We start from the raw sequence: 15,977 nt of genomic DNA, 5'->3' as shown, positions 1-15,977 counted from the left end.
ATCTCCAGCCTTTCAAGAATAAGAAGGATATAGCCGATGCGTGCAAAACAGGGCCTGCTCAAGGGCCTCAACCCCACCGTGACCTTGTGTTCGCTTGCCATCGTCGTGGCCTTCGTCGTCTTCTGTGGCGCCTATGGCAACGAAGCCACAGGCGTGTTCAAGACCGCCTCGGACGCCATTCTCGACAACATCAAGTGGTTCTACATTGCCCTGGTCAGCGGGGTTCTGGCCGTGCTGCTGGTGATCGGCTGCAGCCGCTACGGCGCCCTGCGCCTGGGCCGCCCCGATGAGAAGCCGGAGTTCAGCTTCGCCGCCTGGATCGCCATGCTGTTCAGCGCCGGCATGGGCGTCGGCCTGATCTTCTGGTCGGTGGCCGAACCCGTGCTGCACTACGCGAGCAATCCGTTCACGCCGGGCCTCACCGATGAGGCCGCCTCGATGGCCATGCGCATCACCCTGCTGCACTGGGGCCTGCACCCCTGGTCGATCTTCACCATCATCGGCCTGGGCCTGGCGTACTTCGCCTACCGGGAAGGGCTGCCGCTGGCGTTGCGCTCGATCCTGTACCCGCTGATCGGCAACCGCATCTATGGCCCGATCGGCCACACCGTCGACATCGTCGGCACGGTGGTTACCGCCTTCGGCGTCTCGCAGGCGCTGGGGATGGGCGTCGAGCAGATCAACATGGGCTTGCACCAGGTGTTTGGTTTTCCGGTGAGCCTGGGCTTCAAGCTGGCGATCATCGCGGTGGTCACCCTGGTGGCCTCGATCTCGTTGCTGCTCGGGGTGTCCAAGGGCATGAAGCGCATGTGCACGCTGAACATGTGGCTGTCCCTGGGGTTGATGACCGTGGTGCTGGCGCTCGGGCCCACCCACTACATCATGAACCTGCTGTTCGAGTCGACCGGCGACTACCTGCAGAACATCGTCGGCATGAGCTTCTGGACCGACGCCCAGGCCGACAGCGGCTGGCAGAACAGCTGGACGGCGTTCTACTGGCCGTGGTGGATGACCTGGGGCCCATTCGTGGGGCTGTTCATCGCCAAGATCTCCCGCGGGCGTACGGTGCGCGAGCTGATCTTCGGTGCGCTGCTGGTGCCGACGCTGGTGACCATCATCTGGATGTCGGTATTCGGCGGCACTGCACTGAAGGACGAGCAACAGGCGCGCAAGGCCTACGCCAGCCTGCCGGTGGCCGAACAGGCGGCAGCCGGGCCATTCACCGGCGGGCCGGTGCTCGAGGCGACCCGGCGCGAAACCACCACGGCGATGTTCACCTTCCTGGCCCGTCTCGATGGCCCGACCCTTGGCGGCGTTCTCAGCCTGGCGATCTGCCTGCTGCTGGCCGTGCACTTCGTGACGGCGGCGGACGCCGGCACGCAAGTGATCTCGACCCTGAACTCATCCGGTGACATCCATCCACCGAAATGGATCAGGCTGCTGTGGTGCGTGCTGGAGGGCGCGATTGCCGGCAGTCTCATCATCGCGGGTGGGCTGCTGGCCATTCAGATGGCCAGCATCGTGGTCGGGCTACCGATTGCCATCTACATGCTGATCACCGCCTACAGCCTGACTCGCAGCTTGTTCTCCAATGCCGAGCTGATGCCGGCGGCTGCACCGGTCGAGGTCGCGGACCAGGCGTTCATGGAGCGGGTAGGGTAGCGGCGAGGCCTCAGGCGCGTATCCCCGCAATCACTTCGGCAGCGGTCGTCACCTGGCCGAAGTGATGCCTCCACAGCTCGCGCCCCAACTTGCCCGACCGGTCCAGCGATGAGCCCACCGTCAGGTCGGTCACCAGCGTTGGATTCAGCCCGGCATCGAACAAGGCGAAGCCGGCCGCCAGCACGCAGGTTTCGGTTTGCAAGCCACACACCAGCACGCGCTCGACGCCCAGTTGCGCGATGTAGGCAAGCATCTCGGGGGTGGGACCATAGCCATGCTTGATGAATACCTGGTCCACCTCGACCAGGCATTCGTCCTCGCTCGCCGGATGCCAGCCCAGTTGCCGCTGGAAGGGCGTCACCTGCTCATCGTGCAGCTCCACCGAGGCGATCGATGGAATGTGCGCCGACAGGACGCGGATGCCATCCACCAGCCATTCGGGTGGGCTGAAGGTGGATTGGACATCGACGATGAGCAAAACCTGGCGCATTGGCGACTCCAGAACAGTGTGGGTGGCGGAGTATACCCTGTAGGAGCGGGTTTACCCGCGAAGAGGCCGGCGCGGTGACTGCAGTCGGGCCAGCAGAGAGGTCTCCTGCATGGCGCTCATGGCTGCTGCGCCGGTTCCGGGTAGGGCGTTTGCAGCACTACCGCCAGTGCATCCGGGCGCCAGAATTCCTGGTCGAACTCCACCGGCTGACCGTGCTCTCCATAGTTGAGGCGCTCCAGGTAGAAGCTGCTCGAACCCGGTGATACCTGCAGTCGCTCGGCCTGGAAATCATTCATCGTGCCCGGGTACATGCACAGCTCGCTGCGCGACTGCACCCGGCCGAACCGCTCGCGCAGCAGCGTGGTGAGGGAGGTATTGAGGTCGGCTTCGAGCAACTGCGGACACCAGTCCGCCACCAGTACATTGCACTCCAGCAACACCGGACGCTGGTCGACCCAGCGTCTTCGTTGCAGGTAGAACACGGGCTCTTCCGCATGCTCCAGGCCCATGCGCTTGGCGAGCCAGGCGCCAGCCGGGCGGCGCTCGGCATGCAGGCACTCGGTACGTGGGGTACGGCCCTGGAGGGCGACGTAGTCCATGAAGCCGATGATGCCGGTGGGGTCATAGCGAATCCGTGGAGGGCTGACGAACCAGCCGCGGCGGTCCTGGCGGTAGATCATCCCGTCGGTTTCCAGCAGTTGCAGGGCCTGGCGCAAGGTCACGCGAGTGCAGCCAAAACGCTGCGCCAGCTCGCGCTCGGCAGGCAACTTGCTATCGGCGCCCAGGCGACCATTGCCCAGGTCCGCGACGAGTTGATCGCGGATCCGCAAGTAGTGCGGCTGGCTGGCTCGCCAGGTGTTCGAAGGTTGCGACTCGCTGACGAACGAGGTGCGGAACGGGTTCATGGTGACACCTCGCCGCCCAGCGGTCGGGCGTCCTGCCGAGTTTGGAGCTCGCGCTGCCAGGCCAGCAGGCCGTAGCCGGCCAGCACCACGAAGCCGGCGTACAGCGCCGCCGTCAGGTTCAGCCCCTTGAACAGGAACAGCCCGACGTAGGCGCTGTCGAGGACGATCCACAGCCCCCAGCTGGCCACGTACTTGCGCGCTGCCCAAAAGCTGGCCACCAGGCTCAGCGCGCTGAGCAGCGCATCGAGCCAGGGTGCCGAGGCATCCGTGTAACGCTGCATCAGGGCGCCCAGTAGCGCCGCGCCAGCCAGCCCGAGGGCCAGGCTGATGAGTGCCTTGCGCCTGGGCAGGCGTTGCACCTGTACCTTGCCGGCCTCGCTGGCGCCCTGGCTCCAGCGCCACCAGCCGTAGCCCTGCAGTACGGCGAAGACCAGTTGCAGGAGCATGTCGCAGTACAGCTTCACCGTGAAGAAGATCCAGGCATACAGCAGCACCGCGATCACGCTCACTGGCCAGCACCAGCGGATGCGCTGGGTGGTGAGCCACACGCCGAGCACGTTGAACAACACGGCGACGATTTCCAACGATGACATGAGTACCTCCTGGGCAAGCGTCAATACTGGGGCTTCAAGGCCTTGTGCTTGAACGCGCGTTTCTGTTGTTCAGCCAACCCCTCGTGGCCCTGGTAGGGCGCGCTGTACCAGCTGCCGTAGGTCGGGTTGGGCAGCAGGAACCAGCGTTCGCCCAACCAAGGCAGGTATGGCGCCGCCGCTTGCAGTTGGGCCTGCTGGCTGCCACGGGTGGTCATGAAGTCGCCGAAGCTGTCACCGACTTGCATCAGTACCCGGGCCTGGGTGCCGACCCAGTGGCGACGGCAGGACTTGTCCGAGCCGCTGGCCTGGCAACCGCCAATGGCGGTACCGGCGGTGAGGATCTGCGCGCTGCTGGCAATGGGGAAGCCGGCACGCTGCAGGTTGTCCAGGGTGGCCTGCTCCTGGCCGGCTTCACGGTTGGTCAGGTAGTACGGCGTGATGCCAAGCCGGGCAGCGGCCTGCATGAAAGCCACTGCGCCGGGCAAGGCGCGGGCCTGGGCGCGGTCGACCCAGCGGTACCAGGCGTCGTAGTCGTAGGGGCGGTCGGCAAGGACCGCGCGGGCGTTGAGCGGCACGTTGTCCAGCAGGGTTTCGTCGATATCGACGATCACTGCCGGCGGCAAGCCTTGCAGGGTACGTGGGGGTTGGGCGAGCGCGTCCCAGGCGGGGTCGGCCAAGGCGTGCTGCAGTTGTCGGGTGGCGCTGGCGAATACCTGCAGGAACAGCGCATCGTGCTCCACCGAGGTCTGGCTCCAGAGCACCGCGTCGAGCTGGTCGTTGGCTCGCGGTTGCACGTGGCAGCCGGCAAGCAGTGCCGCCAGCAGGGCGGGAAGCAGGGAAATGGTTCGGATCATGATGCTTCCTCAGAAACTCACGGTGGCCGACAACCTGGCAGTACGGGGTGCACCTTGGAACAGGTAGCCATCGCCCATGTACTCACCGGCATCGCGCCAGTAGCGCTTGTCGAACAGGTTGTCCACGGTCAGGCGCAGCACGGTCTGGTAGCCTTCCACATCCATGCTGTAGCGGGCGCCGGCATCGAACACGGTGTAGCCGTCGACCTTCACGTTTCCGGCCTGGCTCGCGTACTTGCTGGCGCTGTAGCGTAATCCTCCGAGCAGCGCCAGGCCCTTGATGCCGGGGATGCTGTAGTCGGCGTGCAGGCTGGCGCGGAATTTGGGCACGTTGATCGCCTGATGCCCTTCGTAGCTGTCGGTGCCGCTGTCGTCAATGCGCGCGCGGATCGCTGCGGCGCTGGCCGAGACCTGCAATTGATCGGTCAGCCGACCATTGGCGGACAGCTCCAGGCCGATGTTCTCCTGCTTGCCCTGTTGCACGTAGGTGAAAGTCCCGTCGCCGTTGGGGCGCGAGTACTGGTAGGCCTTGCTGATGCGAAACAGTGCGGCGTTCAGGCTCAGGCCGCGCCAATCACGCTTGGCGCCGATCTCCAGCTGCCGCGATACCGTCGGTGGCAGGATTTCGTCGGCGTTGGTGGTGAACCACGCCGCTTCGCCGCCCAGCGACAGGCCTTTGCTGTAGCTCGTGTACAGCGATATGTCCGGGCGCGGCTTGTAGATCAGCGCGACATTGGGCAGGAACTCCCAGCGCTGGGTGTGGCGCGTGGTGTTGCCATCGATATCGAACGTCTTCTCGTCCAGGCGCACCTCGCGGCCACCGAGAACCGCCTGCCAATGCTCGCCATAGCTCAGGCGGTCGGTGAAGAACAGCCCGTACTGGCGGCTGTCCAGGCGCCGGTAGGTGTGGCCGAGCGGAACGTCGGTGGGAGCGAAGTCGGGCAGTGGCTGATAGATGTTGCCGGTGCCCACCCATTCGTTGACCGAGTCGCGGCGGTCGACGATACGGCGCAGGGCGCTGCTGCCAAGGGTCAGTTCATGGCGCAGTGGACCGCTATCGAAACGGCCGTCGAGGGTTGCCTGGAGTTCGTCGTTGCGGCGGGTATCGTCGGGGCTGCGGTAGTCATAGACATCGTAGTCGCCCTCAGGGCTGAAATAGTTGGGCACGGCGGAACTGGCGCAGCTGGCCGCGCCATAGCAACCCCAGGGGAAGGCGCTGTAGTCGTCGATTACCACACGGCTGCGCGAGGCGCTGAGCTTGCCGGTCCAGTTGTCATTGAAGCGGTACTCGAAGCGGCTGCCGAGGTTGAGCGAGTCGATCTTCACCGGCTTCGACCAGCTCTGCTCGGCCAGCCGGTCCTTGGGGTCGATGCCGCTGGGTACCACGGTGCCGCCGAGCAACTGGTAGCCCGCCACCGAGCGTTGTTCGCGAGTCTGGTACTCGGCGTCCAGTTGCAGCAGGGCGGCATCGCTGATGTTCCAGTCCACGGCGAGCGAGGCGAAGTCGCGTTTGCCGTCGGAGTCGTCGACATAGGTGCGGATGTCTTCATGGGCGAAGTTGGCACGCACACCCAGGCGCTGCTCACTGTCGAGCCAGCCGCCGAGGTCGGTGGCGATGTAGCGCTCGCCGCTCTGGTTGCTGGCCACGGTGACCGAGCGTACGTTCTCCGGGCGCTTGGTGACGTAGTTGACCAGCCCGCCGGGTTCGGACACGCCGCTCTGCAGGCCGGACAGGCCCTTGAGCAGTTCGACCTGCTGTTTGTTTTCCAGCGCTACGTTCTGCTCGCCGCTGATCGTGCTGCCGTTGATCTTGTAGCTGCTGGCGGCGTTCAGGGAAAAGCCGCGCACCACGAAGTTTTCGTAGTAGCCAATGGGGGCGTAGCTGTCGCCCGTCGAGGCATCGTTGCTGAGCACCTCGCTGAGCAGCCTGGCCTGGCGGTCCTTGAGCAACTGCTCGGTGAATACCGATACCGAGGCGGGGGTATCGAGCAGCGGGGCCTCGCCGAAGCCGCCGACCGAGGCACGGGTGGCCTGGTAGCTGTCGGATTGGTCGCCACTGACGGTGATGGTGTCGAGCAGCGTCGTGTTATCGGCCCAGACGAGCGCCGGGCTCAACGACGCGCTCAACAGCCCCAGCGCGAAGCCGTGGCGAGGGTGCAGGATCAGGGATACAGCCATGAACAGACTCCTGGGCGCCCCGTGGCGGGGCACCGAAAAACAGATGAACGTGTACCTGCGATGGCGCCTGTGCGGTGGAGCAGGCTTTTCAGGGGAACTTCAGGTCGGAGCTGCTCCGGTGGTCATTGGCAAAGCAGGGTCGGCTGCCCACTCCTGTAGCGAGCCGTCATAGAGGTAGACGTTCGGGCGCCCCAAAAGCGTTAGGGCCAGCGCCGTGGCGGCGGCGGAAATACCACCGCCGCAGTAGAGAATCAGCGGTTCATCGCCCTCGACCAACCCAGTACCGAGGGCCTGGGTCAGCGCTTGGCGCGGCAGGTAGCGGCCCTGGTCGTCGAACAGCGTGCGTGCCGGCCGGTTGAGGCTGCCGGGTATGTGCCCACGGCGGGCATAGCGGGTGATCGCGCTGCCATCGAACAGCCCGGCGGACAGCGCGCACACCAGCGTGCCCTGGCGTTGCCCGGCGAGCACGGCCAGCACGTCGTCCCGGCTCGCCCAGTAGCCGGCTCGTGCGCTGATGTCCAGAGCCGACGAGGGGTGCTGCGCAGCCGCCTCCTCGCCGTAGGCAAGCGCCAGCCCCGTGTTCTGCCAGGCTCTCAGGCCACCGTCGAGCACGCGGGCGGCGATGCCCAGGCTGCGCAGCATCCACCAAAGGCGAGCGGCCCAGAAACCATCCTGGCGGTCGTACACGACGATGTCCCGGGCTTGGCCGACACCCAGACGCGACAGCGCCGCTGCAGCCTGCTCCACCGATGGCAGGGCGAAGCTGAAGGAGGCCGTGGTGTCGGCCAGGTCGCGGGTCAGGTCGGCGTGGTGGGCACCTGGGATGTGCCCTTGCAGCCACGCTGCACGACCGCTGGCGATACGGTAATCGCCGTCGAAGCGTGCGGCGGCCAGTTCTACGCTGGCGTCCAATACCAGCAGCCCCGGCTGTTGCAGGGCTGAGTTCAGCGTAGTGGGGGAGATCAGCGGAGCGTGCATAGGGCACCTGTCAGCGTGTACGGGCAAGGCGGTCGAGATGGCCGAGCAGTCGGATACCTTCGCTGCCCGCGAACCAGCGACCGTGGCCGATGAAGAAATTGTGATAGGCGATATCTGCGTCCGCCTGTGTGCCGACGATGCCTTGGAAGTAGTCGATCTCGTTCAGGGCGAAGTCGACGTGGACCAGCGGTAGCAGCGCCTTGAGCGTGAGCAGGTCGGCCTGGGTCAGCGGGCGCTGGCTGTGATAGCCGGCCAGCAGCGCATCGACCGCGTCGAGGTCGGCGCTGGCAAGACCACCGTTGTCGAGTTCCAGCCAGGGGATGCAATTGCGCTCCAGCGCGGTGGTCAGGTCGAACAGGGCGAAGGTCCGGTCGCTCAGGCCGAAATCGAGGATGCTCTGCACCTCGGCCGTGGCACCGATGCCGGACCAGAGCAGGTTGGACGCGTGCCAGTCGTTGTGGGTCCAGAGTGCGGGTTGACGGGCCAGCAACGGCTGCAGGGCGCGGTGATGGGGCAGGTACAGCTCGCGCAATGCGTGCCGCCAGTCCTTGTCCGCCAGGTACTGGCCCAGCGCGCTCTGGCGGGCTAGGGCCTGTTCGATGGCCTGCACGGGCGTGTCACTGCCGAGCAGGCGCAAGTTGGAGACCAGCACCGGCGTTTGCCGGTCCGGCGCCGCGTAGCCCTCGGCAGCTCGATGCAGGCGGGCCAGGGCAACGCCTGCGGCATGGGCATGGGGCAGCTCGAGAAACGGCGTCCAGGACAACGCGTCGCGGTACAGGTCCTGGCCTTCGGCCAGCGGCAGCACTTCGTAGGTCCATTCGCCCAGGGCCAGCACGCTGGCCCCGGTGTGATCGGCCAGTGCGCTGACCACCGGTGCGCCACGTTGTGCCAGGTGCTGCAGGAAACGGTGTTCCTCCAGCAGCCAGGCCGGTTGCCGCACACTGCGGTGGTGGCGCTTGACGAACACCGTGCCGTGCGCCGTCGCGACCCGCGCTGCGGCCGAGAACGGCCGCGGGCTGTGCCACTGTACTGGGCCCACGCTGCCGAGCGCCGGGTAGTGCCCCAGCACCTGCTCCACATCTTCCTGGGTCAGGGCCGGCCAGTCGGCCTGCACCGGCTGCAAGCCCATGCCGTGGGCGATGCGCGTGGTGGCGGTCATGGCTGCGGCTCCGCCAGGTAGTCGTTGCTGGTGGCGCCGCGCCAGGCATCGGCGTTGGCCAGCACGCCATGCTCATGCAACCAGTGGGCATAGGGCGCGATCAGCGCTTCGCGTTGCTGGCCCCAGCGTTGCGCGTGCAACCAGGTCGGGGCGATGTGTTGCAACGATTGGCTGAGCAACTGCCGGGGGAAGTAGGGGATCGACGCCTCGTAGGCCTCGAGGGCGCATTGTGGGTCGGCGGCCACGGTGCGAAAGCCCCGTTCGGTGACGGCCAGGAACGTGCGGGCGGTCTCGGGATGCTGCTCGAACCAACGCTCTTGTCCACCGAGCAGGTAGCTGTGATAACGCGGTGCACCAATGTCGTCGACCGGCCACACGACACGGCGCTCGGGTGCAATCGTGCTGTCCATCAGCGCTTCCCACGCCCAGTAGCCACCGAAGCTGGCATCGGCAACGCCAGCGGCCAGGTCTTCCGGGCGCAGTTCACGCACCTTGCTGTCGACGATGATGACAGCCTCGGGATCACCGCCGTCTGCCGCCACCAAGTGGCGGACCATGGCCAGCCCGCGAGGCGTGGGGTTGAGCGCCAGGCGCCTGCCGGCCAGGTCGCGGGGGCGCTGGATGCCGCTGTCGCTCAGGGTCTGGATCGACTCCAGACCGCGCTGGTTGATGGCTGCGACGCCCAGCAGGGGCTGGCCCAGGCTGCGCCGCACCAGCAGGCGGTTGCTGGGAAAAACGCCAAGGTCGGCGTGGCCCTGGAGCAGGTGTTCCAAGGTATCGCCGTGGAACGGGTCCGGTACCGACAATTGCACCGACAAACCCGCCTCGCGGTACCAGCCGCGCTCGCGGGCCAGGTAGAACCCGGCCGAATTCGGCCAGGGATGAAAGTACTCCAGCATCACCCGTACAACGGTCATCGATCTTGCTCCGTGCTGCCCTCAGGCTCATGGGCAGATTTAACGGGGAGCGCTCTGGTATATACCAATATCGATCGGTGCTACTTTTATGCCTCTGGAGAATATTGGCGGGTTTTCTAAGGTCGTTTCGAGATAGCTCGCACTGACGCGGGCGATAAAGAGCGCGTGCATGGCGAGTATTGCGACATAAGAAATTCTAATGCGGCATGCCTTTAAGTCGTTGGATCTTATCGATAGTTCTGCGCCACAGTGGTTCGCCTGGCTGGCTGTCCCAGTTCACGCAAACAGGAGAATTCGATTGAAAAGCAAACTCAAGGCACTGTCGCAGGCGTTGACCATTCTTGGCCAGGCATGGGGGCGCTACGCGCTGCGAAACCTGGGGCGGCGGTAAGGGAGGAGGTCAGTATGTCTGCTGTCATTCCCGTCATCGACCCACGAATCGCCGAGATCGCACCGGGTTTTCGGGGGCTGAGTATCAGCGCGATGGCCAGGCCGATAAGTCGGCCGGAATTCGCCACTGCGGCGCTGGAGCGAGCCTGCCAAGCAGTTGGCGCAGGGGCTCCGGGCTGGGCCGAAGCGCATCTCGACGCCTGGGCCGATACCTTCCGCCGTTTTGGCGCCAAGCCGCAGCGCACGCCGTGCTCGGCACAGGCCTTGCGCAAGCGTGTGCTGCGCGATGGTGTGTTGCCTGCGATCGACCCGGTGGTCGATTTGTACAATGCCATCAGCCTGGAGTTCGCCGTGCCGGTGGGAGGGGAAAACCTTGCGGCTTATGCCGGATGTCCTCGGTTGACGGTGGCCGATGGAACGGAGCTGTTCGATACGTTCAAGGAAGGGCTTGCGATCACGGAGTCGCCCGAGGCAGGCGAAGTGATCTGGCGGGACGAGCAAGGTGTCACCTGCCGCCGGTGGAACTGGCGGCAAGGGCTCAGGACCCGCCTGGATTCGCAGGCACAGCAGCTGTGGTTCATTCTCGAAAGCCTGCCGCAAATGCCCCTGGATGCACTGTTGCAGGCAGGCGAGGCATTGAGCGAAGGCCTGCGCCAGATGATGCCGGGCATCCAGGTCGAGCAGCAGTTGGTCCAGCCCTGATCTCCACGCGCCCTGTAGGAGCGGGTTCACCCGCGAAGCAGGCAGCGCGGTGCCTGGTGCGAGCCTAGCTGGCGAGCCAGGCGTGGGCCAGGCTGCCGCCGAGGCCTTCGCCACCGCTGAACAGCTGCCGCGCGCGCTTGTCGTAGACCACCGGGTTGACCTGGGTGACCACCCCAAGATCCGGCAGGTCGGCCACCACCTGGCGCTGGAATTCGGAGAACAGCGCAAAGCGTTTTTTCTCGTCGGTCTCGGTTGCCGCAGCCTCGAGCAACGCATCGACCTTCGGGTTGTTGTAACGCGCCCCATTGGAAAACGGCACGCCCGGCTGGAAGTTCTTCGACCAGTACAGCCGCTGTACCCCCACCGTCGGGTCGAACAGGTTGCTCATGCCGTTGAGGGTGAAGTCGAACGCCCGGTCGGTGTACACCCGCTTCACATAGGTGGCGAAATCCTGGCTGCGCAGGTTGACCTGGATTCCCACCCGCGCAAGTGCCTGCTTCAGGTAGTCGCCGGTGCGCCGGTACACCTCGCCGGCCGGCAGTGGGTCGAGGGTCAGGCGCAGGCGCACGCCGTCGGCGCCCTTGGCATAGCCCGCGTCCTCCAGCAGCTGGTTGGCCAGGGCCGTGTCATAGGCATAGCGCGGCAGCTCGGGATCGAAGAACCGCGTCATGTCCGGGCTGATCGGCCCAGGCAGCGGCTTGCCGTAGCCCAGGCAGATGGTCTTGCGGATGAAATCGTTGTTGATCGCATGGGCGATGGCCTGGCGTACTGGCAGCTTCTGCAGGTCCGGATGCTCGAGGTTGAACTCGATACGCATGATGCCGTTGATGTACGGCTCGCGGCGGTCCTCGATGGTCAGGCGTGGGTTGCCCTGCAAACGCGCGACATCCGTCAGCGGCACGCCGCCGGTGGAAAAATGCAGCTCTCCGGCCTCCAGTGCCGCCACCGTGGCCGCCGAGTCGCCAATGAAACGTACCACGATACGGTCCAGGTAGGGCCGCGGCGCATCCCAGTAATGCGGGTTGCGCTCGAGGATCACATGGCTGCCACGCACCCATTCGCGGAACACGAACGGCCCGGTGCCGATGGGCGCCGTGGCGTTCGGATGGGTCTGGGGCTTGGCCTGGCCGTACACGTGACGGGCCACGATCGGCGACTCGCACGCCGCCAGGGCGGTGATCAGGTACGGTGCCGGCTTGCTCAGCGTCAGTTCGACCCGGTGAGGGTCCAGCGCCTTGATCTCGGTAACGTTGGCGAAGGTCGCACGCCCTCGCGGGTTGGCGGCCTTCAGCGTCTGCAGCGAGAACACCACGTCATCGGCGCTGAAGTCCTGACCGTCGTGCCACTTCACGCCCTGGCGCAGGGAAAAGGTGTAGCGCAGGCCATCGGCGCTGATATCCCAGGCGGTGGCCAGCAATGGCTTGGGGTTGAGATCGTCGTCATAGGTCAGCAGGCCCTCGGTGACCTTGCCGGCGATGTATACCGTGGGGCCAGCGGTATGGGTCAGGTTGACCAGGATCGGCGGCTCGATGGCCACGTGGAGGTTGAGGGTGCCGCCAGCCACCGGCCCATCTTCGGCGAACGACAGGCGCGGCGATAGCTGCAGGAAGGCGGCGGATGCACCGCCATAGGCCAGGAGTTGGCGTCGGGTCAGGCTCATGGGCAAGGTCCGTAGTCGGGGGAGGGTGTGGCCGTCAGGCGTCGGCGCGGTTGGGGGTGAAGGCATCGGTCAGGGCGTCGCTCAGCAGGTTGAAGGCGAGCACGGTGAGGAAGATCGCCAGGCCTGGAATGGCCGTCAGGTACCAGGCGGTACGGATCTGCTCGCGGCCATTGCCGATCATGCTGCCCCAGCTCACGTGGTTGGGGTCGCCCAGGCCCATGAACGACAGCGCCGACTCCATGAGGATGGCCGAGGCGATCATGATCGAGGTGGTCACCACCAGGGTTGGCAGGACGTTGGGCAGGATCTCGCGCAGGATGATCCGCCAGTGCCCATAGCCTACGCTGCGCGCGGCCAGGACATATTCGCGGTGGCGCAGCGAGCGTACCTCGGCGCGCACCAGGCGGGCCACCGTCGGCCAGGAGATCAGGGCAATGGCGAACACCACGGTGGGCAGCGACGGCTGCGCGATGGCTACCAGAGCGACCAGCAACACGAAGCTGGGCATGGTCTGGAAGATCTCCACCAGGCGCTGCACGGCGTAGTCCAGGCGCCCACCGAAATAGCCTGCCAAGGCGCCGAGCAGCACGCCGGACAGGACCCCGGCCAGCGTCGCCAGGGCACCGACCTGCAACGAGATCCGCGCACCGTGCACCAGGCCAGCCAATACATCGCGCCCGAGCATGTCGGTGCCCAGTGGGTAGTGCCAGTCCTGCCCTGGCCAGAGGAATGCCTCGGCCTGCATGTCCAGTGGGTCGCCAGGGAACAGCCAGGGTGCGAGTACGGCGCAGGCGAGCACGGTCAGCAGAACGGCCAGGGCGAACAGGGTCAGTGGGGCGCGCAAGGGCGCCGGCAAGGCGATACGGCGCGATACGGTCATGTACGGTTCCGGATGCGGGGGTCGAGCCAGGCTTGCAACACGTCCACCAGCAGGTTGGTGGCGATCACCAGCAATGAGGAAATCAGCAGGATGCCAAGCAGTACGTTGTAGTCGCGGGCCATCACCGCGTCGTAGGCCAGCCGGCCGAGGCCAGGCAGGCTGAACACGGTTTCGATCACCACCGCGCCGCCGAGCATGCCACCCAGGTGCAGGCCGGCCATGGTGGTGATCGGCAGCAGGGCGTTGCGCAACACATGGCGCAGGGTCACGGTCAGCGGTGCCAGGCCCTTGGCGGTCGCGGTGCGGACGAAGTCCTGGCGGGCCACGTCGATCATCGAGGCGCGGGTCAGGCGCGCATAGATCGCCATGTAGATGAGCGCCAGCGAGCAGGCTGGGAGCGTCAGGTAGCGTAGCGTGTCCAGCAGCGCGTCGAGCCCCCGCAGGTCGCTGCCGATGGTGCCGGCGCCGCCCGTGGGCAACCAGCCCAGCTTGACCGAGAACACCACGATCAACATCAGCCCGACCCAGAAGCCCGGGAGTGAATAGAACAGCTGCGATGCGGCCGACAACAGGCGATCGAGCCAGCGTCCCTGGAAGCTGGCCATGACCACGCCGAGGGTGATGCCCAACAGCAAGGCCAGCGCCATCGCCAATCCCATCAATGCCAGGGTGGTGCCCAGGCGTTGCCCGATCAGCGTCTGCACCGCTGCGCCATAACGTGGCGAGTAGCCGAGGTCCAGGTGCAGCAGGTGGTTGAGGTAGGCCCACAACTGCACCCACCATGGTTGGTCCAGGCCGAACTGGCTGCGCAGGGCCGCGAGGCTTTCAGCAGTAGCGGAACCCGACTCGCCCGCCATGACATCGGCGGCGTCACCCGGGGCCAATTGCAACAAGAAGAAGTTGATCAGCAATATTCCAACTACCGTGGGTACGGTATGTACCAGCGCACGCCACAGCGCCTGGCCAACGTCCTTAGTTGATTTCATTAATGACCTCCCGAAAAGGCGAGGCTATTTACACGGTGGCTGAAACGCTTTGTCAATGCGCGAAAAATGCATAAGGTTATTCAAGAACGGTTCTCTAACGATAGATAAAAACAGTCTATGTCGAGCGCGCTGGCCGGGTTGACCTGACGCGCGGCGGGCCAGTACTGTCGGCGGCCTGGAATAACCCGATGGCAACTTGCAAGTCGCTGGTTAGTTGTTCGGGTAGCACTTGAATGGAATTCTAAGTTGGAGTGGGACGTGGCAGTGATGGCGAAACCTGAAGTACCTGTCGAACCTGTCGATGCCCTGGCGCGAATCCTCGCCGAGGTCCAGGTGATTCGCAGCGAGATCGCCGAGCAGGCCAGTCGACGTGACCTTGAGCGAGAACTGCCGGTTGCCGCATTCGAGCGAATCCGCCAGGCGGGTATCGGCGCATTGCGTGTGCCGGTGGCCCAGGGAGGGCCAGGCGGCCAGGTGGCCGACTACATCGAGAGCATCGCCAGCCTGGCCCAGGGTGATCCCAACGTTGCCCATGCCCTGCGCTCGCACTTCAACTTCGTCGAGGGGCTGATTCACGGACCCGCCAGCGAGGCCCGGGATGCGTTGCTGGGCAAGGTGCTGGACGGCAAGCTGTTCGCTGGTGCGCACACCGAGGTCGGGGCGCCGCTGGGCACCATCCGTACCCGCTTGAGCCGGCAGGGCGAAGGCTACCGGCTCAATGGTCGCAAGTGGTACGCCACCGGTTCGGCCTACGCCGACTACCTGGTGTTCTCGGCCACCGACGATCAGGGCCAGGTGGTGTCGGTGCTGGTTCCTGCCGACCGGCCCGGCATCCGCATCCTCGACGACTGGGACGGCATGGGCCAGCGCCTCACCGCCAGCGGCGGAATCGAGCTGGTCGATGTGCAGGTCTGGCCCGAGGAAGTCCAGCCACGGGCTCATCACAAGGCCGCCGGCCGCCATTGCTCTGCCCTGCGCCAGTTGCACCTGGCCGCCTGCGCGGCCGGGGTGGTGCGCAACATTCGTGAGGATGCGGTGCAGTACGTGCGTCGCAATGCCCGAGCGGCGATGCACAGCCCGGCGGACGAAGCCCGTGACGACCTGTTCGTACAACAGGTGGTGGGGGAGATCGCCGCTACGGCCTACGCCACCGATGCCTTGATCGGCCAGACCGCTCGGCAACTCGACCGGGGTTCGCAGGCGCTGCTTGGCGGCGACCCGCAACTCGAGCAGATACTGATTGACGGCGCCCTGGCCAATGCACAGATGCAAGTCATCGTCGCCAAGTTGGCGCTGCGCGCCGCCGAAGTGCTGTACGAAGTAGGCGGCGGCTCGGCGACTTCGCGCAAATACAACTTCGACCGGCATTGGCGAAACATTCGGACTGTGCTCAATCATAATCCACTGCTGCACAGAGCCCGTGTGGTCGGTGATTACCATATCAATCAAACCGTGACGCACTTGCAGGAGGGTCTGGTTTTCTAGTTGCTGTTGCAAAACGGGGTGTTGCACTTTCATCACGCCTCTGTCCGACCCGCGTACGCCATTACCAGGTACCGCTCCAAATAACACTTATTTGTTCTTGGCCAGGCACGACCACCACGCCAGCAATCTTTTGTTTTG

14 protein-coding genes are annotated in these 15,977 nt (G+C 65.3%); 3 read left to right on the top strand and 11 right to left on the bottom strand.

Features of this window, described 5'->3' with window-relative positions:
* The first annotated feature begins 36 nt into the window (after positions 1-36).
* Entirely contained in the window at positions 37-1,662 is a 1,626-nt protein-coding gene (locus IAE37_RS01895) for a BCCT family transporter (RefSeq protein ID WP_201168030.1), read from the top strand.
* 10 nt (positions 1,663-1,672) lie between these two features.
* On the opposite strand, the gene IAE37_RS01890 is transcribed toward IAE37_RS01895, so the two are convergent.
* The 8 genes from IAE37_RS01890 to IAE37_RS01855 all read right to left on the bottom strand — a co-directional run bounded on the left by IAE37_RS01890 (position 1,673) and on the right by IAE37_RS01855 (position 9,736).
* Positions 1,673-2,152: an isochorismatase family protein gene (locus tag IAE37_RS01890; RefSeq protein WP_201168028.1), complete on the bottom strand. Its 480-nt coding sequence runs from the start codon at positions 2,150-2,152 to the stop codon at positions 1,673-1,675.
* 116 nt (positions 2,153-2,268) lie between these two features.
* Positions 2,269-3,057, bottom strand: a complete 789-nt coding sequence (locus IAE37_RS01885; RefSeq protein WP_201168014.1) for a GntR family transcriptional regulator — start codon at positions 3,055-3,057, stop codon at positions 2,269-2,271.
* Positions 3,054-3,650, bottom strand: a complete 597-nt coding sequence (pnuC, locus tag IAE37_RS01880) for a nicotinamide riboside transporter PnuC (RefSeq protein ID WP_201168011.1) — start codon at positions 3,648-3,650, stop codon at positions 3,054-3,056. The genes IAE37_RS01885 and pnuC overlap by 4 nt, the downstream gene beginning before the upstream one ends.
* A gap of 20 nt (positions 3,651-3,670) precedes the next feature.
* Complete coding sequence (locus IAE37_RS01875; RefSeq protein WP_201168008.1) at positions 3,671-4,504, bottom strand: 5'-nucleotidase, lipoprotein e(P4) family; 834 nt, start codon at positions 4,502-4,504, stop codon at positions 3,671-3,673.
* Between the two features lie 9 nt (positions 4,505-4,513).
* Entirely contained in the window at positions 4,514-6,682 is a 2,169-nt protein-coding gene (locus IAE37_RS01870; RefSeq protein WP_201168005.1) for a TonB-dependent siderophore receptor, read from the bottom strand.
* A 99-nt stretch (positions 6,683-6,781) separates the two neighbouring features.
* Entirely contained in the window at positions 6,782-7,660 is an 879-nt protein-coding gene (locus IAE37_RS01865; RefSeq protein ID WP_201168003.1) for a sulfurtransferase, read from the bottom strand.
* A gap of 10 nt (positions 7,661-7,670) precedes the next feature.
* Positions 7,671-8,819, bottom strand: a complete 1,149-nt coding sequence (locus IAE37_RS01860; RefSeq protein ID WP_201168000.1) for a phosphotransferase enzyme family protein — start codon at positions 8,817-8,819, stop codon at positions 7,671-7,673.
* Positions 8,816-9,736, bottom strand: coding sequence for an ABC transporter substrate-binding protein (locus tag IAE37_RS01855; RefSeq protein ID WP_201167997.1), 921 nt, complete (start codon positions 9,734-9,736; stop codon positions 8,816-8,818). Before IAE37_RS01855 ends, IAE37_RS01860 begins: the two co-directional genes overlap by 4 nt.
* Before the next feature lie 405 nt (positions 9,737-10,141).
* On the opposite strand from IAE37_RS01855, the gene IAE37_RS01850 reads away from it, so the two are divergent.
* The gene (locus IAE37_RS01850; RefSeq protein WP_201167994.1) at positions 10,142-10,828 is read left to right on the top strand and encodes a B3/B4 domain-containing protein; all 687 of its coding nucleotides are present in this window, start codon (positions 10,142-10,144) and stop codon (positions 10,826-10,828) included.
* A 64-nt stretch (positions 10,829-10,892) separates the two neighbouring features.
* Here the strand turns inward: IAE37_RS01850 and IAE37_RS01845 are convergent, their stop codons facing one another.
* The 3 genes from IAE37_RS01845 to IAE37_RS01835 are packed head-to-tail and all read right to left on the bottom strand — an operon-like array spanning position 10,893 to position 14,354.
* Positions 10,893-12,488, bottom strand: a complete 1,596-nt coding sequence (locus IAE37_RS01845; protein WP_201167991.1) for an ABC transporter substrate-binding protein — start codon at positions 12,486-12,488, stop codon at positions 10,893-10,895.
* A gap of 34 nt (positions 12,489-12,522) precedes the next feature.
* Positions 12,523-13,368, bottom strand: a complete 846-nt coding sequence (locus tag IAE37_RS01840) for an ABC transporter permease (protein ID WP_201167988.1) — start codon at positions 13,366-13,368, stop codon at positions 12,523-12,525.
* Entirely contained in the window at positions 13,365-14,354 is a 990-nt protein-coding gene (locus IAE37_RS01835; RefSeq protein WP_201167985.1) for an ABC transporter permease, read from the bottom strand. Before IAE37_RS01835 ends, IAE37_RS01840 begins: the two co-directional genes overlap by 4 nt.
* Positions 14,355-14,621: 267 nt before the next feature.
* On the opposite strand from IAE37_RS01835, the gene IAE37_RS01830 reads away from it, so the two are divergent.
* Positions 14,622-15,839 carry an acyl-CoA dehydrogenase family protein gene (locus IAE37_RS01830; protein WP_201167982.1) on the top strand — a complete coding sequence of 406 codons (1,218 nt, stop codon included), beginning with the start codon at positions 14,622-14,624 and terminating at the stop codon, positions 15,837-15,839.
* Positions 15,840-15,977: the final 138 nt, after the last annotated feature.

It is taken from the genome of Pseudomonas sp. S31, from assembly GCF_016648105.1.
Taxonomy (GTDB): domain Bacteria; phylum Pseudomonadota; class Gammaproteobacteria; order Pseudomonadales; family Pseudomonadaceae; genus Aquipseudomonas.
This window is presented reverse-complemented; position numbering and strand designations above follow the sequence as displayed.